Origin of the sequence: Candidatus Chloroploca sp. Khr17, from assembly GCF_004138165.1 — a bacterium.
Taxonomy (GTDB): Bacteria; Chloroflexota; Chloroflexia; order Chloroflexales; family Chloroflexaceae; genus Chloroploca.
In genome coordinates this window covers 58,583-78,455 of the sequence record NZ_RYFF01000006.1, presented here as the reverse complement: position 1 = coordinate 78,455, position 19,873 = coordinate 58,583, and the positions used below count along the sequence as shown (strand labels likewise).

Here is a 19,873-nt window from a genome sequence, read left to right as displayed (position 1 = left end):
GAGCAACCCATGCAAGCGCGCCTTACCCGTAGCACCAGCGAATCGATGGTGGCGGGGGTCTGCGGTGGTCTCGCCGAATACTTTGCTATTGACCCGGTGATCGTCCGGTTACTTTTTGTGGTCGTGACGCTGACGAGTGGCTTTGGCCTCCCGATCTATCTTGTCCTCTGGATGATTATGCCCAGGGGCGCAGCGGCCACGGTCGCAGAGAAGCAGCATCAGGCTTCATCAACCTATGGCTACCTTGATGAGCAGCAACAGGTTCAAGGCGCTCTAGCGCGTGAGGTACTGGTTGGGCAACGTCAAGAGGGAGCGCGGACGCGGCTCGGGGGTGATGCCAATTTTGCGGCTGCACCTGATGCGCCGGTCTACCGTTTTGACCCATACACAGGCCAGATGCTTGATCCTAATGCCCCGGTCGGTGCCGATCCTGCCCGGCCCTATGGTGCCGATCTCGTGCTCGAGGGGGGGCCACGGCGCAAACGTAGCTGGCGTTTGCTCGGGATCATTTTGCTGGGCATTGGGAGCTTGATCTTCCTTGAGCAACTCGGGATCAACATGTCCTTGATCTTCCCAGTATTGTTGATCATCGCGGGGGGCATGCTCCTCTTGCGCAAACGCTAAGTAGAACGTGGCCCGACGACGACCCAAAGAACCGGCTAGCTGCGCTAGCCGGTTCTTTGGGTCGTCGTCGCGTAGCGGCATTACCTCACTTGATGGGCAGGCCGAGCAGGTTGTTGCTCGAGGCGCGTAATGAGGCGGTCGAGTTCAGCGAGGGTATGGGCCAGCCCGGCCGGAGCGCTATGGAGTGACCCATCGGCGGCGAGGGCGGCGTGGACATTGCGCACATCATTGCCCACTGAGGCAAGATTGCGCAGATCGTGGGTAATGCGTTTATTGCTGATCTGCACCCCGTGGCGTCCCATCATGGCCTTGTAGTAGGTGTAGTGCTCGTTGAGGTGGCGTGCGACGGTTTCATAGCCGTGTTGCGCAATCTTCAGGCGGGTATGATAGCGCATCGTGCTATCGCCAAACATCACATGGTCATCACGGGTCGGCTCGATCAGCACAATATCCACTTCAGGATGGCGACGGCGCACCTGCTTCATATGGTAGTGGAGACCAGCGTGGATGAAAGTACGGAAGACCTGGCTCCCCACACGGTGAATACCCTCATCATTGAGCCCGGCACCGGGTTTATGGTTGTGGTTATCAAACGGCACCATTGGGTTGATACAAACGATCAACTCGGCACCTGACTCGATGGCGACATCAAGGCTCGCAGTACCACGAATACCCCCGTCAATATAGTAGTGATTATTGATCAAGACAGGGCGATAGAAGAGGGGAATGGCAGCGGAAGCACAAACCGCCTGCGAAATCGGGACATCCTGCAGGGGTGGTTTGCCAAAGACCGCACGTTCACCGGTATCGAGATCGGTCGCCACAATCGCGAGTTGATGGGGGAGATCGGCAAAGCGATTGCTTCGGCCTGGTTGGGAAAGAGCGGAACGCAGATACTCTTCGAGCATATGCGTATCATAGAGCCCGGTTGGCAAGCCAGAGGCGAGATACTCAACCGTATCGAGCAGCGTAAAGGTCTCACCTTCAGCCAGCATACGGCGGAGCATCGTACCGATAGCCCCGGGCAACCGTTGGATGCGCTTGAACATCCCCGGCACATCGAGTGAAAAGAGATGCTGCGGTGCGAGCTGATCAATGCCAAGCAGCGAACTATTGAGGACAGAGAGAAGGGTGCGTGGGGAGATATTATTCGCGAGGCAAGACGCAATCAGCCCACCGGCACTGGTACCAACATAGATATCGAACTCATTCACCGACACTTGATCAAGGAGCTGATCAATTGCGCACATCGCACCGATTTCGTACGCTGCCCCGGCGACTCCACCACCCGCCAGCACAAGGGCGGTCTTGCTGCGTTGCATAGATGCCCCATCTAGGAATGTAGGTACGGTTCTGGGCCGCACCAGGCGATGACCCAAACGACTTAGACCTCGTGCTCGCGTTGATTTGCTAACTGCTCAATAATCAGAGAGAGCGCATCAACCTGTTCGTGTAAGCGAGCCACGTCATTGCGGCTCGGCATGGCATCAATGGAATTTTCGGCAGGTTGATTGAAATGACTTCCGGTCAACAAATGTCGCCAGCGCTGACTTTCTTCAGCGGTCAACGCCCCTGTCACCACCAGATAATCAATCCGACGTTCAATTTCGCCATCAAGAACTTCGGCCCCGCCGAGCGACGTTGCGAGTGAACGTCGCAAACTAGAGATCGTATCGCCGCCAACCTGGATCAACCCGGTTAAGAGTTGGGTGGGCAACTGCGTGCCATTGCGCCCACGCGACTGAAGCACCACTTGGGCCAGAATGACCGAAGTAATATCTTCGCCCGTCTCATTATCAAGTACCCGGACAGGCTCGCCCTCTTGCACCAACTTGGCAATGCCATCAAGCGTAATGTATTGCTTGCGGTTGGTATGGTAAAGCTTGCGATTCGCGTATTTCTTTATCACATTCATAGCACTCGGATCTCTTTCAGCGCGGTACATCTATTATAACACGCTGTGTCAATTCGTGTGCTTCCGCGTTGACGAGACAGATGAGCGCAGCAAGTCGAACGGGATCGACCTGCTGCGCTCATCTGCGCAGGGGGAATGACAGGACTATTCGTCAGCTTTACCATCGGCAGCCTTGCCTGCACGAGGCTTGCTGGCTGTCGGGGTAGGATCTGCACGGCGGAGTTCCTCGACGCGGGCAGCGAGCTGGGCGATCTTGGCGCTCAGTTCGTCAATATCGCGCTTGGAAGGGATGTTCATCCGGTTCAGCATCTGCTCGAGGCCCGTCTCTACCTGGGTGGACAGGTTCTGCACGCTGTTTTCGACCTGCACGGTTGGTGTTTGCGCGACCTGACGGAATTTACCGACCGTCTCTTCGATTAGATGCTGCGCATCCTTCTGCGCGATCTCACCCCGCTCCACCAGGCGGTTCAGGAAATGCTCGGCTTCATCACGTGTCAGGGCAAACGCCCCAAAGCCCGCCAGGATCATGCGGCGAACAACGTCAAAGATTGGCACCATCTGCTTTTCAGCTTCGGGCTGCTCTTCGATTTCGCGAACGTTAACCTCGACCTCATCAGGTGTTACGGCCATGATTTTCCTCCCAATCTTGTGTGTCTATAAACAAGCCCTGCAACCTGTTGTGTGATATCATACCACACTCATTTTTCGTTTGCAGGCTCTAACGCACTGCGTTATAAACAGAGTATAACACGCTGCGTCATGAGAGTCAAGCCTGAAAAAGATGGAGACCGATATCTTCACGGTAGGTGCGTCCCGGAAAGGTGATGCGTTCGGCGTTGAGCAAGGCACGTCCACGGGCACCAGCCAGGGTGGCCCCCATCGCGACGACGGTAAGAACATGCCCCCCGGTGATCGTTGGCCGTCCGCTCAAACCAGGATTATTGCCAGTGAATAAGGTTGCGAGGCCGCGGTGGGGCTGAGCGGGGGCATGCTGCAGCCCGGCGGGGTGGCGGGTCTGGTCATGAAAGACGAGGATGCCTTCATCAAGCTCGCTCAACCCGGCGATAGGTGCGCCGGCTGGGTAATGATGAGGGTAGCCCATGGTCACAAGGGCGAGGGCGACACTTGCTTCGTCTTTCCAGCGGAGCGGGGCGATTTGGTCGAGGCGACGGGCAATGGTTGCCTCGATCAGTGGTTCGAGATCGTCATCGAGGCGTGGCAAAACGGTCTGGGCTTCCATATCACGCAGGCTGCAGCGAAGACCGGTGATGATCGGTCCCTTCTGGGTAATGATCCCATCGATGCCGAGAAAGCCCCAGTAAGGGATCTGGTCGAGGGTGAGGGCGGCAACCAAAGGTTGCATGATGCGGGTATGGAGGAAGTGGCCGAGTTTCTGGGCATAGGTGGAATTGCCGGTTGCGGCCCCCATCCCCGGGGCATGTGGGCTTGCTGGTTCTGGCCCAAGGCGATCATAGGTATGGACGGGCAAGAGGGGCACGGCGGTGCTGCCGTCGGTGAGTACCGTAAAGCTAAAGGTTGGCCCAGGCAGATAGTTTTCAATCACGACCCCGGCCTCTGGTCCGGCGACCGAGCGATTGGCATAACTTGCCCTCAGGCCTTCGAGCGCCGCGTAGCGTTCGGTGTAGATGCCAGCGCCATCTTCGAGTTGATCCGCTCTGATCATAACCGGCAGGGCGTGGGCGGCCAGATATTTTTCGGCCGTTGCCAGATCCTCACAGACGCGCCCAGGGGCGAGCGGCAGCCCGTGGCGTTCGAGAAAAGCACGGGCAGAGCAACGGCTTGTTTCGAGACGGGTTGCCCGTAGTGCCGGACCACACACCCCGATATGCATCGCGACAACCTCATCAACCAACCCGGCTGCGAGGGCCGTCGTATCGGCTGGCACGATGAGGTCGATCTGTTCGCTAAAAGCCCAGCGGGCGATCGCGACGGCATTGGTAGCATCAAGCTCGACCACAGGCGCGAGCAACGAGGCACCACCATTCCCTGGCGCAACCAAGACGTCGGCGCTGGTATGGTGAAAGAGCTTCCAGACCAGCGCATGGGCGCGCCCATCGGAGCCAAGTACCAGGATCTTCACTATTGCACCAGCCGTGTACGAGCCGCCGTGATGATATTTTTGATCAACATACTGTTGGTCACAGGGCCGGTGCCACCGGGTACGGGTGTAATCGCGCGTGCGCGTTCAGCGACACCGGCAAAATCAACATCGCCAATCAACTGACCCTCTGCATCAACATTCGTACCAAAGTCAACGACAACGGTACCGGGGCTGATCATCTCGGCGGTGATCAACCGGGGCCGGCCTACGGCAACACAGACGATCTCGCAGGTACGCAAGACCTCCCCAAGATTGGCGGTACGGGAATGGCAGATGGTAACAGTGGCATCAGCGGTGGTCAACAACTGGGCCATCGGTCGCCCAACCACAGGGCTGCGTCCAACCACGGCAGCGCGTTTGCCACGTAGTTCAATGCCATTGCGCCGTAGCAACTCCATGCCCCCGGCGGGGGTATTGGGCACAATGCCGGGGCGACCCTGGGCGAGCAGACCGGCATTGATCGGATGGACGCCGTCCACATCTTTGCGATAATCAAGGGCCAGGATTGCGCTAGTGGTATCAAGATGGAGCGGGAGCGGCATCTGGATCATGATGCCGTCCACTTCATCGGCACTATTTAGGGCCGCAATAACCCGGAGGAGATCGTCCTGCGCAGCGTCGGCGGCGAGTTGTTCGAGGCGGAACGAAGCGCCCAGGGTATGACAGAGTTTGCTAATCGTACGGACATACCGTGATGAGGCAGGATCATTGCCGACCTGAATGACGGCCATCCCAGCGGGGCGTCCGAGGCGCTCTTGGAGTGCGGCCAGTTCCAGTTCTGCCTCCTGGCGCAATTCCTGGGCCAGGCTGCGTCCATCTAGAATGATGGGTGTCATGCCGTATCCTTATCCGTTGATGCGATCGCGAACAATTGCGACAATCTCCTCGGTCTTTTCATTGAGGTTCGCCACAAGGTCTTCAATGCTTGCCCGTGTTTCGCGCACATACTGCTGGTCGTCGAGCCCCGCAAGGTTAATCTCGACATTGAGGATCGCGCTCTGGATCGTCGCTTTGGTAATCAGGATGGCGACGCCGATATCGCTGACAATCAGGCGCCCAACCTGTGGAGCCAGGGTGGTACCGAGCGGGATGAGCGCTGCTGCAGCCTGGGCTGTGCGCAAAGGGATGTCGGCGGCCTGACGGGTGACTTGCTGGATGGCGGCTCGGCGCACCGCTGCGTCGGCCTCGGTGGTACGGGGCAAACGATAGGCCGCCGAGAGGCGTTCAAAGACCTCGATATCCTGATCGGCAAGGTGTTGCAGTTCACGCCGCAGCGTCTCGGCCCGGTCGTGGATGCCGCGCAGGTCCTCTTCAAGCGCGCCGTACTGTGCTTTGCCAATGGTGAGGGCGCAGACCATGCTGATCAAGCCAGCGGCCATCGCCCCATTGAGCGCCGCAACGCTGCCCCCGCCCGGGGTTGGGGCGCGTGAGGCGAGGGTGTCAAGAAAAGTGCCAAGGGACTGGCTATCCAATGAAGCAGTCAATGTAGGCCTCCTGTCAAATAGACTCGTATGACCTGATACAATAGACGGATATCCTGAGGCCGCACACCAGATGCTGGTTGCTGCAGCCAGTTATGTTCGTGATGTGGAAGGTGATCACAGGCTGCGCTGCCGCGCCTCTGCACGTATTATAGCAGCCTGAAGGATCGACAAGTATGCTACACTTGCCAAGTAGCGATTGTTTTCTGGCCCAGAGGGAATGCATGCAAACACTAATTTTTACTGGACCCGTCGGAGTCACCGCACGCGCTGCGGCAGTCACGGCTGCAGCAGCGGCGCAGGCTGGCTCACGGGTGCTGCTTGCCAGCGTCGGCCCGGCACATCCAGTTGCCTCGCTGTTGGGGGTTGCTTCCGCTGTGGAACCACACCCAGTTGGCCCAAACCTTGATCTCTGGTGTATTGATCCGTTGGAAGATCTCAGCAAAGTCTGGGGGGCTATTCGTTCGGGGGGGAATCCGACGATCACCGGTGATGAACTCCCGGTTATTCCTGGGAGTGATCTCTTTCTCGCTGTCACCGGTCTCCAGAAGTACAAGAACAATTATGATCTGGTTTGTGCGGATGCTGGCCCCCCCGAGACGTTGCTGCGGTCGCTGGGGGCACCGGATACCTTTCGCTGGTTTGTACGCCTGTTGATCGGGCTGGATCGTGGGCCAGGTCGTTCGAGTGCATCGGTGGCGCGGGCGATCATTCCCACGGCGCTGTTGCCTATATCAACCGACTGGCTTGGGCGGATTCAGGATGCACGGGTACAACTCGAGCGCATGCGCGACGAGATGGTCAATGCTCAGGTCTCGCGGGTGCGCTATGTTTTGCCGCCTGATCGTTCAGGCTTGGCCGAGGCACGGCTCAATATTCCGGCGTTGCAACTCTTTGGGTTGGCGGTCGAGTCGCTGGTGGCTGCGCCGCTGATGCCGACTGGCGTGGCTGAACTGGAACCAATGGTGGCCGAACAGCAAGCGGTCATGGAAGAGGCCGGTACCATCTGGCAGGGCCGCCCGGTGTATGGCTTGCCGATCTTTGGAACTCCCGATAATCTTGGGGTCCTGATGACCCTTGGGAGTCATCTGTATAATGGTGACTCACCCTTGCCTGGTGCCCCTCCAGCGACCCCCATTCGTCTGATCGGGCTGCCTGATCCGCAGGTTGCGCTGGATCTCCCCGGTCTCCCCCGCGAACTGCTCGGGCTGACGTTGAGTGGTGATGAACTTATTATTCGTGCTGGGCCATATCGGCGCCACTTGCTGATGCCAGAAGGGTTGCGTGGCATTACCGCGATCCGGGCGTCGCGTCAGGGCGAAACCCTTATTATCCGTCCGCGCAAAGAAACCGGTACGTAAATTTCTCTATGCCTGGAGTCTATGATGGGGCGAAAAACGATTTCTCTACGTGGTCGGGTGGCCGTGATTACCGGCAGTACGCGCGGCATCGGGCGGGCAATGGCTGAATGTTTTGGCACGGCTGGTGCCCGGGTGGTGATCTCTTCTTCACGCCCCGAAGCGGTTGCGGCGACGGTCGAGCAGTTACGGGCCGAAGGAATTGATGCGACCGGGATGGCGTGCGATGTCGCCGATCGTAAACAGGTCGAGCAACTCTTTGTCCATGCGCTCTCGATGTATCGCCAGGTTGATATCTGGGTGAATAATGCGGCCATCTCGGGGCCATTTGGCCGCACGCTTGATGTGCCGCAAGCCGATTGGGAACGGGTCATTCAGGTGAATCTGATGGGTACCTATTATGGGTGTGTGACGGTGTTGCCGCATATGCTCGAACGCAACTATGGCAAGGTGATCAATGTCACCGGGGGTGGGTTCAGGCGAGCGCAGCGTTTTCTCGGTGCCTACAGTGTTTCCAAGGCCGGGGTGGTGCGCCTGACCGAAAGCATGGCCCGTGAGCATGCCAAGCAGTCGGGGCTCTCTTTTAATGTGCTGGCCCCCGGCATTGTGCCTACCGATATGACGAATGAGTGGGAAGCGCTTGGCGAGGCTGCCGAGGCCCTGCAGGCGTTTCCCCGGATCAAAGCGATCTTTGGCACGACCGCCGAAGAGACGGCGCTGCTTGCCCTCAAGATGGCCTCTTCGACGACGGACGGTGTTTCGGGCAAGGTCTTTGAGGTGATGCCGCGTCATCGTTCGCTCTGGCGCCTCTTGCAGGCCGCGCTCAAGCGACGCTGAGCTTAGGAAATAGGAAATAGCAAATAGGAAATAGGCGAGTGCATAGAGGTGCATCAGACCTTTGCGTCTCCGCGTCTTTGCGGCAAAGTACCCGTGTTCTTTGAGCAGAGCAAAGCGGGTTTGTTCTCTGTGTATAATAGTGCCAGCCTGATTGTTTCGGATGCAGCATTGATTGAGGAAGCGTTTATGACCCAGGAAGCCCAGGCGAGTGCCCCGCAACGTCCTACCGAGATGGCCAAAGCGTATGAACACCAGCAGGTCGAGCAACGACTCTATGCCTGGTGGGAGCAGGGCGGTTTTTTTGCGCCCCGTGATGATGCTCCCCGTCCGCCGTTTGTCATTGCGATACCGCCGCCCAATGTGACCGGTGAGTTGCACCTTGGTCACGCGATGTTTGTGACGATCGAGGATCTGATGATCCGCTGGCGGCGGATGCAAGGGCATCAGACGCTCTGGATTCCGGGGGTCGATCATGCCGGGATTGCGACGCAGAGTCAGGTTGAGAAATTGTTGCGGAGTGAGGGCACGTCGCGTCAGGAGGTTGGCCGCGAGGAGTTTCTGCGGCGTACCTGGGCGTGGAAGGCGCGCTATGGGGGCGAGATCAGTCAGCAACTACGACGCCTCGGCGCTTCCTGTGACTGGACGCGTGAACGCTTTACACTTGATGAAGGGCTTTCGTATGCGGTTCATACGGCCTTCAAGCGGCTCTATGACGATGGCCTGATCTACCGTGATACCTATCTGGTCAACTGGTCCCCTGCGTTGCAGACGGCGGTGAGCGATCTTGAGGTTGAGTACGAGCAGCGCAATGTCTCGATCTGGTATGTGCGCTATCCTGTGCTGTCGCCTGAGTGGTCGGCACCGCAGGGTGCCTGGGGCAGCGGCACCTGGGCCTCTGGTGCGGTCGAGTGGATTACGGTCGCGACGACGCGCCCCGAGACGATCCTCGGTGATACGGCGGTCGCGGTGGCCCCCGACGATGAGCGCTATGCGGCGCTGATCGGGCGCGAAGTGCTGCTGCCGGCGTTGGGCAGGACAATCCCGATCATTGCCGATCACTATGTGGATAAGGAGTTTGGCTCGGGGGCGGTGAAGATTACGCCGGCCCACGATAAGAATGACTATGAAGTGGGCAAGCGCCATCAGTTGCCGTTGATCAACATCATGAATAAAGATGCCACGATCAACGAAGCGGGTGGCCCCTATGCTGGCCTCGAGCGCTTTGCGGCACGCAAGGCGATGCTGGCCGATCTTGAGCGCGAGGGCTTGCTGGTCAAGACCGAGCCACATAGTATGAGTGTTGGCATTAGCCAGCGTGGTGGCGAAGTGATCGAGCCGCTGCTCAGCGAGCAGTGGTTCGTGCGTACCAAACCGCTTGCCGCGCTAGCTCTGGCGAGTGTGCGCGAAGGTCGGACGCGCATTATCCCCGACCGCTTTGAGAAGATCTATTTCAACTGGCTCGACAATATCGAGGATTGGTGCATCAGTCGCCAACTCTGGTGGGGGCATCGCATTCCGGTCTGGTATCTGCCCGATGGCAGCATCGTGGTGCCTGGGCCTGATGAAGCCCCGCCCGCTGATGGCATCCAAGATCCTGATGTGCTCGACACCTGGTTTAGCTCGGGGCTCTGGCCGTTTAGCACGCTTGGCTGGCCAGCGGCGACGGCTGATCTACAGCGCTTTTACCCGACCAGCGTGATGGAGACGGGCTATGACATTATCTTCTTCTGGGTGGCGCGGATGATGATGATGGGATGCTACCTGACGGGTCAGGAGCCATTCCATACGATCTATCTGCACGGCCTGGTGCGCGATGAGCATGGCCGCAAGATGTCGAAGAGCTTTGGCAACGCCGTTAATCCATTGGAGGTGATGGACACCCAGGGAACAGATGCGTTGCGGTTTACGCTCGCGACCAGTGGCACGCCGGGGCAGGATCTGAACCTGAACCCGCAGCGCATCGAGGCGGCGCGCAATTTTGCCAACAAGCTCTGGAATATTACGCGCTTTGTCTTGAGTCGTCTCGACATGGATCAGTTGCGTGGGCCTTTTGCCGAGGCTGATGGTGATCTTGCGCAGGTGATCGCGACGCTTCGCCCCCAGTTGACGCTCGCTGATCGCTGGATTCTTTCGGCATATGCGCGTCTGGTGGCCGAGGTGGATCGACTGCTTGAGGCGTACAGTCTTGGTGAAGCGGGGCGCCAGATTCAGGATTTCCTCTGGAGTGATTTTGCCGATTGGTATGTCGAGCTTGCCAAGGTTCAGCTAGATCACGATGCGGCGAGCAAGCAGACAACGAGCATTGTGCTTTATGGAATCCTCGAAGGTTCGCTGCGGCTGTTGCACCCGCTGATGCCGTTTGTCACCGAAGAGTTGTGGCACTATGTGACGAGCACGATGCCAACCCAAAGCCACTATACCGAGGTGCCACGTACGGTGATGCTGGCCGCGTATCCAATGCCGATGCCCGCGTTGCGTGACGAAACAGCCGAGCAGCAGTGGGCGCTGGTGCGTGAGTTGATTGTGGCGATCCGCAACGCTCGCAGCGAGTACAAAGTTGAAGCGGCAAAATGGGTAACGGCGATTATTGTTGGCGCTGCGCAGACCGAGGTATTGCGGGCCCAAGGGCCACTGATTGCGCGGCTCGGTCGGGTGCGTGCTGATGACCTGACGATTGTTGAGCGCCTCGACGTGAAGCCGCGTCAGGCGGCAACGATTGTGCTGGGGTCGGTGGAGTGTTACCTCCCGCTGGCTGGTATGATTGATCTCGACGCCGAGCGGTCCCGTCTCCAGAAGGAACTGGCTGCCGCCGAAGCGGATGTTGCGCGCCGCGAGGCCAAACTGGCGAACGAGGGCTTTGTTGCCCGCGCACCGGCTGCGATTGTCGAACGGGAACGTGAGGGGTTGGCGACGGCCCGGGTGACGCTGGCGACGCTGCAAGCCCGGCTCACCGATCTTTCGGCCTAAACCGGACGCTTAGACTAGGATTTAGGAGATAGAGAGCAGGAAATAGGTCAAGCGGATCAAGAGGCGAGACACCCCTCTGAACAGAGACCTCACAGGTCTTGATGACCTGTGAGGTCTGACGGTAGGGCGATTGCATCATACGAAACCGGATAAAGAATATGCTCTATTTGGCAGCATGTGCATGCAACCAGCGGCGCAAACGGCGACACCCCGCCAGGGCACCCGCAAGGGGTGCCCTGGCGGGGTGCATGCACAGAAGATGCAATCGCCCTAGGTCTGACGGGCGCTCAGTATGACGATACGGCATCTTCAGGTGTAATTGGTATGTATAGCTATGCTCACAGCGCTTATCACTGATCTCCTGGCTGGATCGCTCCAGACGGTGACGATGGAGCCGTCGGGAACGGTTCGGCTTGATGAGCCACCCGAGGGGGCAATCCTCTCGGGGGCTTTCAACCCATTGCACGCGGGACACGAGGGCATGGCGGTGGCGGCTACGCGGCTGACGGGCTTACCAGTCAGCTTTGAGCTTGCGGTCGTCAATGCCGACAAAGGCGCACTGGCGCTGAGCGAGATCGAACGGCGGGCAAGGCAATTTCTTGGGCGTTCCACCCTGGTCTTATCACGCTCGCCCCTCTTCACCGAAAAAGCGCGGCTCTACCCAGGGCGAACCTTCATTCTCGGTTACGATACCGCAGTGCGCCTGCTTGCGCCGCGGTACTATGGTGGCGACGAAGGCATGGCCAAGGCGTTGCGCACGGTGCGCGAGGCGGGATGCCACTTCCTGGTGGCCGGGCGGCTCAGCGCGGGCCGGTTTGCGACCCTGGATGATCTGCATCTGCCCGAAGAATGGGCGGATCTCTTCACCCAGATTCCTGAGGATCTCTTCCGGCTCGATATCTCGTCAACGGCCTTGCGGGGTGGTGGATAAAGCGATGGGCACAGCAGAGGGGAAGCCAGAAAAAACGTGATTCCAACTCGATTAACGCTGAATAATTTCATGTGCTATCGTGCAAATGGGGCGACGGCAGGCCCGCCTGCCCTCGATTTCGATGGTTTGCACGTCGTTTGCCTCACTGGTGAAAATGGGGCCGGTAAGTCAACGCTGCTCGACGCGATGACCTGGGCACTCTGGGGCACGGCGCGGATGCCCGATGATGATTTGATCGCCCAGGGCTGTAGCGAGATGAGTGTCGAACTCGAATTTCTGCTTGGCGAACAGCGCTATCGGGTGAGCCGTCGCCGCCAGCGCGGTGGCACCGGGAAGCGTGGCGGACAGACTGCGGGCAAAACGCAGCTTGACCTGCAGGTCGCTGGACCCCAGGGCTGGCGTCCTATCGCTGAGACGGCTGTGCGTGAGACCCAGGTGCTCATCGAGGGCTTGCTGCGGATGTCGTATCAGACGTTTATTAATGCCTCGTTTTTGTTGCAGGGCCGCGCTGATGAGTTTACCGCTCGTACCCCCGCCGAACGCAAGCAGGTGCTCGCCGAGATTCTCGATCTCGGCGAGTATGCGGTGCTTGAGGGTCGCGCCAAAGAGCGTGCGCGTGCGCTCGCTGATCAGTTGATGTCGCTCAGGGGCAGCATTGAACAGTTGAGCCTTGAGGCTGAACGAGCACCCTTTTGGCAACTTGAGGTCGACCATGCTGAACGCCGCGTGCAGGCTATCGAAGAACGGGTGCAACAGGTTGAGCTTGAGTATCAACGGGCAACCGAGCGTCGTCGTGTGCTTGAACAGCAGGCCGAACGCCGCAAAGAGGTGCTCCGTCGCCTCGAAGAGCTACGCGCTGCGCAGCACGAGCGCGAGACGACGCTGACCCGCTTGCATGCGGCTATTCAAAGCGCCGAGACGTTGCTTGCCCAGCGCGAAGCGATTCACGCTGGTCTGGCTGAACTTGCCGCCGCTCGTGATGAGGTCGAACGCCTTGATGGGCTCCGCGAGCAGTGGCAACAGTTGGAGGATCGGCGGAAAGAGTTGCAACAAGAGTTGCGTGAGGCCACCAATGTGTTGCGAAGTCGCGCCGAACGTGCTGCGGAACGACGCGATGGTTTGCGTCAGCGCGCCGCTCGCCAGCGTGAACTCGAAGCTGATCTCGCCCGCCTGACGCTTGAGTTTGACGCACTCGCCCCGCTCGAAGCAGCAAAGCAGGCCCGACTCGCCGAGCGCGAGACGGCCGATACCACGCTCCATCAGTTGCGCGAGTTGCAACTGCGTGCCAACGATCTGCAGAGTGCCTTTGTGCGCGAGACCGAGCGCCTCACCGGGCTACGTGATGAGCAGGCCCGCTTGGTGGCGCGCCTCGACAAGCAGTTGCGCGACGAAGCGCGCTGGCGCAACGATCTGGCCGCCGCCCAGGCGTCCGCCGCCCAGGTGGCAACGCTTGAGGCAACCCTGAGCCAGCTGCGCCAGGATGAACGAGCCGCCGCTGATCGTGCGAGTGAGCAGCGCGCCGAACGGACGCGCCTCAAAGCTGCCGCCGATAAGCTGAAAAAGACTCAGGAAATGTTACAGGACGGCACCGAGGTCTGCCCTGTCTGTCAGAGCAACCTGGGCACGGCGGGGCTTGCGCGGGTGCATACGCACTACGAGGATGAACTCAAGCTGTTGCGTGAGCAGTACGCGGCAGCAGGCCAGGCCGCAACCGCCGCCGATCACCAGATGCAAAAGCTGCGCGACGAAGTGGCCCGCCTTGAAGATCAATTGAATAAGCTGCGCACAACCGCAGCCCGCGCCGAGAGCCTAGCCCAGCAGGTGGCCCAGGCCGAGCGCTGGCACGAAGAGCGGGCCAGCCATCAGCAGATGTGCGCCGAATTGGAGGCCCAGTTGACGGCTGGCACCTATGCCTCGGCGATCCAACAGGAACGCAACGAAGTCGAACAAGCGCTACACGCGCTCGGCGATGCGGCCGCGATGACCGCGCAACGTCAGCAGCTAGCTAAAGAGTTGCAAGAGCTTGAACAACAACTTCAGGTTCGTAGTCGCCTACATGGGGAAATCAGCGCACGCTATACCAGCCTCGAAGAACTTGCCCGCGACCTCGCGAGCCTGCCCGACCTCGAAGCCGAGGCCGCTGAACTCGCCCGCCAGATCGAGCAAGGCGATTTTGCTCACGCGATACGCCTCGAAGGGCGCCAGATCATGAACGAGCGCGATGGCCTTGGCTATAGCCCCGAAGCCCATAACGACGCCCGCGAACAGAGCCGCGTCTTGCGCCATTGGGAGGAAGACGCCCGCCGCCTCGCCGTCGCCGAAGAATCGCTCGCCCGTGATACGATGCTCCGCCAGCAGACCGAAGAACTTCGTGCGCGTGATGCGAGCCACATCGAGCAACTGACTGGTGAGGATAGGCTGCTTGCCGAAGCGTTACGTGAACTGCCCATTGTCACGGCACGTGCTGTCGAATTGCAGACAAGCGTGACTAGCGCCCGTCGCGATCTGACGGTAGCCCAGCACGATCTGGGCGAAAAGCGGGGCTATCTCAAACAGGCCGAAGCCGCTGCCGCGCAACTGGTTCACCAACGCGCAACCGAGCAGGCCCTCGGCGAACGGCAGAGCCTCTTTGCCGAATTGGCCGAAGCCTTTGGCAAAAAAGGCATCCAGGCGATGCTGATCGAGACGGCGATCCCCCAAATTGAAGACGAAGCCAACCGCCTGCTCGCCCGGATGACCAACGGCCAGATGCACCTCAGCTTTGAGATGCAGCGGGACACCAAAAAGGGCGACACGGTTGAAACCCTGGAAATCAAGCTCGCCGACGCCCTCGGGACGCGGGTCTACGACGCCTTTAGCGGGGGCGAGGCTATGCGCGCCAACTTCGCGATCCGCATCGCCCTCTCGCGACTGCTGGCGCATCGGGCCGGCGCACGCCTCGAAACCCTGGTGATCGACGAAGGCTTTGGTACCCTCGATGCCGAAGGCCGCGAACGGATGGTTGAAGCCATCACAAGCGTCCAGGACGATTTCCGTCGCATTATCGTCATTACCCATATTGACGAATTAAAAGACCGCTTCCCTGCCCAGATCGAGATCACCAAAACTCCCGCCGGATCGTACTGGGAATTGCGTTAGCGAAAGAATTCCCCTTTAACCGTGCAATTGCGCAACTGAAGTGCGGTAAGTGCAACAAACCATGTTACAATTGGGGTACTTTGTGTCCTTTCGATGCGTGTTATCCTGCGGGAGTATTGGTATGGAAACTGTAGCCTTTGTGGTGCGCTATGTCTTTGTGGCGGCCCTCGCGGTGGAAGCTGTTTTAATTGGGCGTGCCTTGATCGGGCTGGCTCGAGAAAAAGCGCGGGCCGCCGTCGTCGTACCTACCACCGAGGAGTAGTCTGTGGCGTATCGGATTTTGCACGTTTCTGATCTCCATACCGGCCCGCCCTTCCGTCAGACTGTTGCCGATACGCTTGTTACGCAGGCGCACACGATCAAACCCGATCTTGTGGTTGTCTCGGGGGATTTTGTCCAACGAGCTGATTTTGTCGCTCAGTGGCGCGCTGCGTGTGCCCTGCGTGAGGCCTTGCCTCAACCGCAACTGGTGGTTCCTGGCAATCACGATGTGCCACTCTTTCATCTTCACCTGCGGCTCTTCAAGCCACTTGGGCGCTATCGCCGCTACGTGACCACAGAACTCAATCCAGTCTTTGAGCAGCCAGGTCTGGTAGTGGTGGGTGCCAATACGGCTCACGGGTTGACCAGTGATGGCGGACGGCTGGGTCGTACGCAGCGGGCCAACCTGCGGCGCATCCTGGCTCGCTATGGCCCCGAGGTCTATAAGATCGTCGTGTGGCACCATCCTGTGGCGAATCCACCAGGCGCACGCAAAAATCGGGTGATGCGCGGGGCTACCTCTGCAATGCAATTGCTTGATGAGCAGCGCGTCGATTTGTTGTTGACCGGGCACCTGCACGCTGGCTATATCGGTCATACCCGCACTATGATGCCCCAGCTTGAGCATGGCACGATCATCTGTCAGAGTGGCACAACGACGTCGAACCGCGGCTATGGGCGCGAAAAAGGTCAGAATTCGTGCAATCTGATCGCCATTGATGATCAGGCCATCCAGATTAGCCAGTTGCTCTACCAGGCCGAGGTGCAACAATTTGTGCCTGTGGCCGAGTATCGTTTCCCGCGGATCTGAGCAAAGGTTGTCGTCGCGAGCAAACTGTGGCTAGATATTACGCATTTGAGCTAGAATAACGCTATATGGGTAAAGCAAAGCGCGTCAAACAACAACGAGCAACTTCAGCCGGGGGTGATCGACGGTCGCAAGGCTTACGCTCTTTTCAGAGTCAGCGGTTTGACCAGGCGATCCAGTTCTGGACACCGCTTGGGCCGCATGATCCTGCGGTGGCCCGCGCCCTGGCCGAGGCCTATTTTCGCCGGGCGATCACCAACAAAAGCCCAGATCCCGTTGCCGATCTCCGCCAGGCACACGAACTGGCTCCCGACAATAGCCGCTATCAGTTTCACCTGGGCCGGATGTTGCACCTCCAGGGTGATTTCCAGGCCGCAGCTGAAGCGTATGGTGCTGTGCTCGCCAAAAAACCGGCGCAGGTTCGTACTGGACGCCTGCTGGCGCTGGCGATCCTTCAGCAAGATCCAACCACTGACCTAAACACGATCCCCGCGTTGAGTGACGCTGTCCGGCAATGGGCCGCACCAGTCGTGGCCTTGCTGCACAAGCAACCAGTTGCCGATGATGGCACCCCACTTGGGCGGCTGTGGGCGGCACTTACGCTGATTGCGGCAGGCGATCCAGCCGCCGCTGCATTGCTGCACGATGAACGCAGCCTGCCTGCGGGAGGGTTGCATGCACTCCGTCGCTACTACCGCGGGGTTGCTGCAGCTCAAGCCGGGCAGACCGAAGAGGCCGCGAAACATTGGATCCAGGTTGCCAAGGCTGAGCTTACCGTTGAGCATTTGGCGATCAACCAGATTGCGGCCCTCTATCCAACCCTGGTCGCTCAGTTAGAACAGAATGATCTGGATGGCGCAATCGCGACGAGTCGTGCCTCGGCTGAATTGCGAGGCAACCCGGCGTTCGATGAGGTGCGGATCAGTACGCTTGACCGTGGGGCGCACCGCGCAGCGGCAGCCGGCAACTGGGCCGAAGCTGTCTCGCTGTGGAGCCTAGCGCGCCAGATCCTGAGTCGCACCACTTCCTCAAAGCTCGGCTCGCCAGCCCCACTCTTGCACAACCTGGCCCTGGCCTATGAAAAGATCGAAGACTGGGAAAGCGCCGCCGATACCTGGCGTGCGTTGCTGCGTACCAAGGGTGGACGGAGTAGCGGCGCGAATGAGATTGATACCGAAGCCTCGCGCCAGGCCTGGGTGCGCAAACGTATCATTACCTGCTATCGCAATGCCGGGCGGCCCGACGAGGCGGTGACGGTCTTCCGCCAGATGATCAAAGCCGATCCTCAGGATCTTGACCTCCGCATCCAACTGGCCGATGCTCTGATAGCGAATGAGCAAGATCGCGCCGCCGAAAATGAGATCAAACGGGTGCTTGAACTCGATCCTGAACATCCCGATGCGCTCTATCGGTATGCGACGACGTTGAACTCGCGGTTGCAGTACGCCGAGTCTGAAGCGATCATGCTCAGTATCGTTATCAAGCATCCACAGCGCGACGATCTGCGCCGGGGGGCTGCCAACTTATTCCTTGCGCATGGCATCGATTGGTCCTCGTGGGGCAGTTATGCCCTAGCAAGGGAAGCGTTTGTCCAGGGCGAAAAACTCCAACCAGACAACCCGATCTTTCCGCTCAATCAGGCCCGCATGTGTTTGCCGACCAGAGAGTTTGATGAGGCGCGTCGCTTGATCGAGCGCACGTTGGCGATTACGAATACTGATCTCACTGTCTGGCTGCAGAGCATTGAGACCTGGGCGCATGCGAAGCTGATTGACGATGCTCGGGCGCTGATCGAGCGCTTTGAGCGCGAGTTCAAACCAGATGCCACTGACTACGGGGAACTTGGCGAGATGATGATCCGGGCTGCGCTGCCACCGCCCTCTTTCAGTCGACTCACTCAGGCGCCGCCGCCTCCCGACGAAAACGATCCCTGGATTCTGCTCGGGCAAGAATTGATTGCGAAGGGCGTTGCGCTGAACCCAACCGATGTCACCTTCTTGCGCCTCGCAGGTATCAAGTTAAGTCGTTTGCTTCCCAAGCTAGGCCTCACGTACTTTGAAGCCGCATTGAAACTCTCGCCAGACGATCCTGATCTCTTGATTGGTCTTGGGATGGCCCAGGGCCAACTCGGCGATCTCAAGACCGCCAAGGCGACGTTGCGCAAGGCCGAACAAATCGCACGGCGCCAGAAACGCTACGATCTCGAACAACAAGCGCAAAGCATGCGATCTATGGTTGGAACGCCGCTGCTTGATATGATGCTAGACGATCAATTTGATCCTGAAGCGATGCTTGATATGCTTGATGAGTTGGATATGCCGGATTATTAGGGTCTACGCATCTGCGGGTAGGCTTGCAGAGGGCAAAAAGAATGAGCGAAGCTTATAGCACTCCCTATACGACCCTCGGGTTGAGCACCGAGGCAAGCGCCGCCGAGATTAAACGGGCCTACTTTGCCCTGGTGCGCGAGTATCCGCCGGAACGCCATCCCGAGCAGTTCAAACGGATTCGGGCCGCCTACGAGCAACTGCGCGATCCCGAGCAGCGCCTCGAGACCGATATGCAACTGCTGCAAACCTGGCAGCCTTCGAGCAGCCGCCGTCGCCCACCTGCACCAGTGCTCGACGTTAGCCAGCACGATCTGCTCCTGGCGCTGGAACTCTTGACTGACCTGCACCGTACCGATTGGCGTGAAGATTATGAGGTCATCAAACTGTCATGAGTGATGCCGAGTTGACTGATCAGTCTGTCGCCTCGCTTGCCCCGCGTCTTGACACCTTGGCAACGGCGCTCGCGGCCCTCGAAAAACAGATGAGCCGCGCTGGGCGTGAACAACTCAAAGCCAATGCGCTCGCCGAGACTCAGGCGAAGCGCTTTGACGCAACGCTTGATGAACTACGAACCGTAGCAGAACAACGTGAGCAGGAAAGTGCCGCTGAACGAGAACGTCTCGCCGCGACGGTGAGCGAAGCCAGGTTGACCGTAGTGCGTTCGTTTTTTCCGGTGCTCGATGGTCTCGATGAGGCGATTCGTACGGCTGATACCATCCTGCATCAGGCGCACCGCGCCGAGAGTCCCGAGGCGCTTTTATTGCGTCTGCTTGAAGACCCGGTTGGGTGTGCCGAACTGGGTCTTCCGTCCGTGCCACTCCAGGAGGCACTCGAGTCGTGGCTGCAAGGGCTGGTCATTGTACGCCGACGCCTCCTTGATGCAATGGCAAGCGAAGGCGTGACACCGATTCTCGCCGAGGGGCGACCGTTTGATCCGCATCACCATATCGTTGTTGAGGTAATTCACTCGCGCACCGCTCCTGCTGGAATGGTGCTGCAAGAGACTCGGCGTGGCCTGATGATTGGCACGCGGGTGCTGCGGCATGCCGAAGTCGCTGTGGCCGATGAATCTTCTTCCTGAACCTGATGAGGTAAGAGAAC

Annotated in this window: 17 protein-coding genes; 11 read left to right on the top strand and 6 right to left on the bottom strand. The window is 59.1% G+C overall.

Translation table 11 applies throughout. The features are described from left to right. The first annotated feature begins 9 nt into the window (after window positions 1-9). The gene (locus EKD05_RS05545; protein WP_129671448.1) at window positions 10-624 is read left to right on the top strand and encodes a PspC domain-containing protein; all 615 of its coding nucleotides are present in this window, start codon (window positions 10-12) and stop codon (window positions 622-624) included. Window positions 625-704: 80 nt separating this feature from the next. On the opposite strand, the gene EKD05_RS05540 is transcribed toward EKD05_RS05545, so the two are convergent. From EKD05_RS05540 to EKD05_RS05515, 6 genes are all read right to left on the bottom strand, one after another. Next, the gene (locus tag EKD05_RS05540) at window positions 705-1,946 is read right to left on the bottom strand and encodes a patatin-like phospholipase family protein (protein WP_129671447.1); all 1,242 of its coding nucleotides are present in this window, start codon (window positions 1,944-1,946) and stop codon (window positions 705-707) included. 62 nt (window positions 1,947-2,008) lie between these two features. Continuing rightward, entirely contained in the window at window positions 2,009-2,539 is a 531-nt protein-coding gene (locus EKD05_RS05535; RefSeq protein WP_129671446.1) for a polyhydroxyalkanoate synthesis regulator DNA-binding domain-containing protein, read from the bottom strand. Between the two features lie 144 nt (window positions 2,540-2,683). Further along, a complete protein-coding gene (locus EKD05_RS05530) occupies window positions 2,684-3,169 on the bottom strand; it encodes a phasin family protein (protein ID WP_129671445.1) in 486 nt (161 codons plus the stop codon). Between the two features lie 136 nt (window positions 3,170-3,305). Next, complete coding sequence (locus EKD05_RS05525; protein ID WP_129671444.1) at window positions 3,306-4,640, bottom strand: phosphoribosylamine--glycine ligase; 1,335 nt, start codon at window positions 4,638-4,640, stop codon at window positions 3,306-3,308. After that, window positions 4,640-5,497 carry a bifunctional 5,10-methylenetetrahydrofolate dehydrogenase/5,10-methenyltetrahydrofolate cyclohydrolase gene (locus EKD05_RS05520; RefSeq protein WP_129671443.1) on the bottom strand — a complete coding sequence of 286 codons (858 nt, stop codon included), beginning with the start codon at window positions 5,495-5,497 and terminating at the stop codon, window positions 4,640-4,642. The genes EKD05_RS05525 and EKD05_RS05520 overlap by 1 nt, the downstream gene beginning before the upstream one ends. A 9-nt stretch (window positions 5,498-5,506) precedes the next feature. Next, entirely contained in the window at window positions 5,507-6,145 is a 639-nt protein-coding gene (locus EKD05_RS05515; protein ID WP_129671442.1) for a cyclodeaminase/cyclohydrolase family protein, read from the bottom strand. A 221-nt stretch (window positions 6,146-6,366) separates the two neighbouring features. Here EKD05_RS05515 and EKD05_RS05510 point away from each other — a divergent pair, with 221 nt between their 5' ends. The 10 genes from EKD05_RS05510 to EKD05_RS05470 all read left to right on the top strand — a co-directional run bounded on the left by EKD05_RS05510 (window position 6,367) and on the right by EKD05_RS05470 (window position 19,853). After that, on the top strand, window positions 6,367-7,503 hold the full coding sequence (locus EKD05_RS05510) for an ArsA family ATPase (protein ID WP_165360602.1): 1,137 nt from the start codon (window positions 6,367-6,369) through the stop codon (window positions 7,501-7,503). Between the two features lie 21 nt (window positions 7,504-7,524). Next, the gene (locus EKD05_RS05505) at window positions 7,525-8,337 is read left to right on the top strand and encodes an SDR family NAD(P)-dependent oxidoreductase (RefSeq protein ID WP_240695650.1); all 813 of its coding nucleotides are present in this window, start codon (window positions 7,525-7,527) and stop codon (window positions 8,335-8,337) included. A gap of 186 nt (window positions 8,338-8,523) precedes the next feature. Further along, on the top strand, window positions 8,524-11,304 hold the full coding sequence (locus tag EKD05_RS05500) for a valine--tRNA ligase (protein ID WP_129671440.1): 2,781 nt from the start codon (window positions 8,524-8,526) through the stop codon (window positions 11,302-11,304). A gap of 334 nt (window positions 11,305-11,638) precedes the next feature. Next, window positions 11,639-12,235 (top strand): hypothetical protein, encoded by a 597-nt coding sequence (locus tag EKD05_RS05495; protein ID WP_129671439.1) that lies wholly within the window; start codon window positions 11,639-11,641, stop codon window positions 12,233-12,235. Between the two features lie 36 nt (window positions 12,236-12,271). Next, window positions 12,272-15,373, top strand: coding sequence for an AAA family ATPase (locus tag EKD05_RS05490; RefSeq protein WP_129671438.1), 3,102 nt, complete (start codon window positions 12,272-12,274; stop codon window positions 15,371-15,373). 121 nt (window positions 15,374-15,494) lie between these two features. Beyond that, window positions 15,495-15,635, top strand: a complete 141-nt coding sequence (locus EKD05_RS25660) for a hypothetical protein (protein WP_165360601.1) — start codon at window positions 15,495-15,497, stop codon at window positions 15,633-15,635. A 3-nt stretch (window positions 15,636-15,638) separates the two neighbouring features. Next, window positions 15,639-16,445 (top strand): metallophosphoesterase, encoded by an 807-nt coding sequence (locus tag EKD05_RS05485; RefSeq protein ID WP_129671437.1) that lies wholly within the window; start codon window positions 15,639-15,641, stop codon window positions 16,443-16,445. A 65-nt stretch (window positions 16,446-16,510) separates the two neighbouring features. Continuing rightward, a complete protein-coding gene (locus EKD05_RS05480) occupies window positions 16,511-18,772 on the top strand; it encodes a tetratricopeptide repeat protein (RefSeq protein ID WP_129671436.1) in 2,262 nt (753 codons plus the stop codon). Between the two features lie 41 nt (window positions 18,773-18,813). Further along, the gene (locus tag EKD05_RS05475; protein ID WP_129671435.1) at window positions 18,814-19,164 is read left to right on the top strand and encodes a J domain-containing protein; all 351 of its coding nucleotides are present in this window, start codon (window positions 18,814-18,816) and stop codon (window positions 19,162-19,164) included. After that, window positions 19,161-19,853, top strand: a complete 693-nt coding sequence (locus EKD05_RS05470; RefSeq protein ID WP_129671434.1) for a nucleotide exchange factor GrpE — start codon at window positions 19,161-19,163, stop codon at window positions 19,851-19,853. The genes EKD05_RS05475 and EKD05_RS05470 overlap by 4 nt, the downstream gene beginning before the upstream one ends. The last annotated feature ends 20 nt before the right edge of the window (window positions 19,854-19,873 follow it).

What these genes read in the sequence shown, in the direction of transcription:
- EKD05_RS05475 (WP_129671435.1), top strand. Translation starts at nt 18,814, where the DNA reads ATGAGCGAAGCTTATAGCACTCCCTATACGACCCTCGGGTTGAGCACC.
- EKD05_RS05545 (WP_129671448.1), top strand. Translation starts at nt 10, where the DNA reads ATGCAAGCGCGCCTTACCCGTAGCACCAGCGAATCGATGGTGGCGGGG.
- EKD05_RS05540 (WP_129671447.1), bottom strand. Translation starts at nt 1,946, where the DNA reads ATGCAACGCAGCAAGACCGCCCTTGTGCTGGCGGGTGGTGGAGTCGCC.
- EKD05_RS05505 (WP_240695650.1), top strand. Translation starts at nt 7,525, where the DNA reads ATGATGGGGCGAAAAACGATTTCTCTACGTGGTCGGGTGGCCGTGATT.
- EKD05_RS25660 (WP_165360601.1), top strand. Translation starts at nt 15,495, where the DNA reads ATGGAAACTGTAGCCTTTGTGGTGCGCTATGTCTTTGTGGCGGCCCTC.
- EKD05_RS05520 (WP_129671443.1), bottom strand. Translation starts at nt 5,497, where the DNA reads ATGACACCCATCATTCTAGATGGACGCAGCCTGGCCCAGGAATTGCGC.
- EKD05_RS05495 (WP_129671439.1), top strand. Translation starts at nt 11,639, where the DNA reads ATGCTCACAGCGCTTATCACTGATCTCCTGGCTGGATCGCTCCAGACG.
- EKD05_RS05480 (WP_129671436.1), top strand. Translation starts at nt 16,511, where the DNA reads ATGGGTAAAGCAAAGCGCGTCAAACAACAACGAGCAACTTCAGCCGGG.
- EKD05_RS05535 (WP_129671446.1), bottom strand. Translation starts at nt 2,539, where the DNA reads ATGAATGTGATAAAGAAATACGCGAATCGCAAGCTTTACCATACCAAC.
- EKD05_RS05500 (WP_129671440.1), top strand. Translation starts at nt 8,524, where the DNA reads ATGACCCAGGAAGCCCAGGCGAGTGCCCCGCAACGTCCTACCGAGATG.
- EKD05_RS05530 (WP_129671445.1), bottom strand. Translation starts at nt 3,169, where the DNA reads ATGGCCGTAACACCTGATGAGGTCGAGGTTAACGTTCGCGAAATCGAA.
- EKD05_RS05470 (WP_129671434.1), top strand. Translation starts at nt 19,161, where the DNA reads ATGAGTGATGCCGAGTTGACTGATCAGTCTGTCGCCTCGCTTGCCCCG.
- EKD05_RS05510 (WP_165360602.1), top strand. Translation starts at nt 6,367, where the DNA reads ATGCAAACACTAATTTTTACTGGACCCGTCGGAGTCACCGCACGCGCT.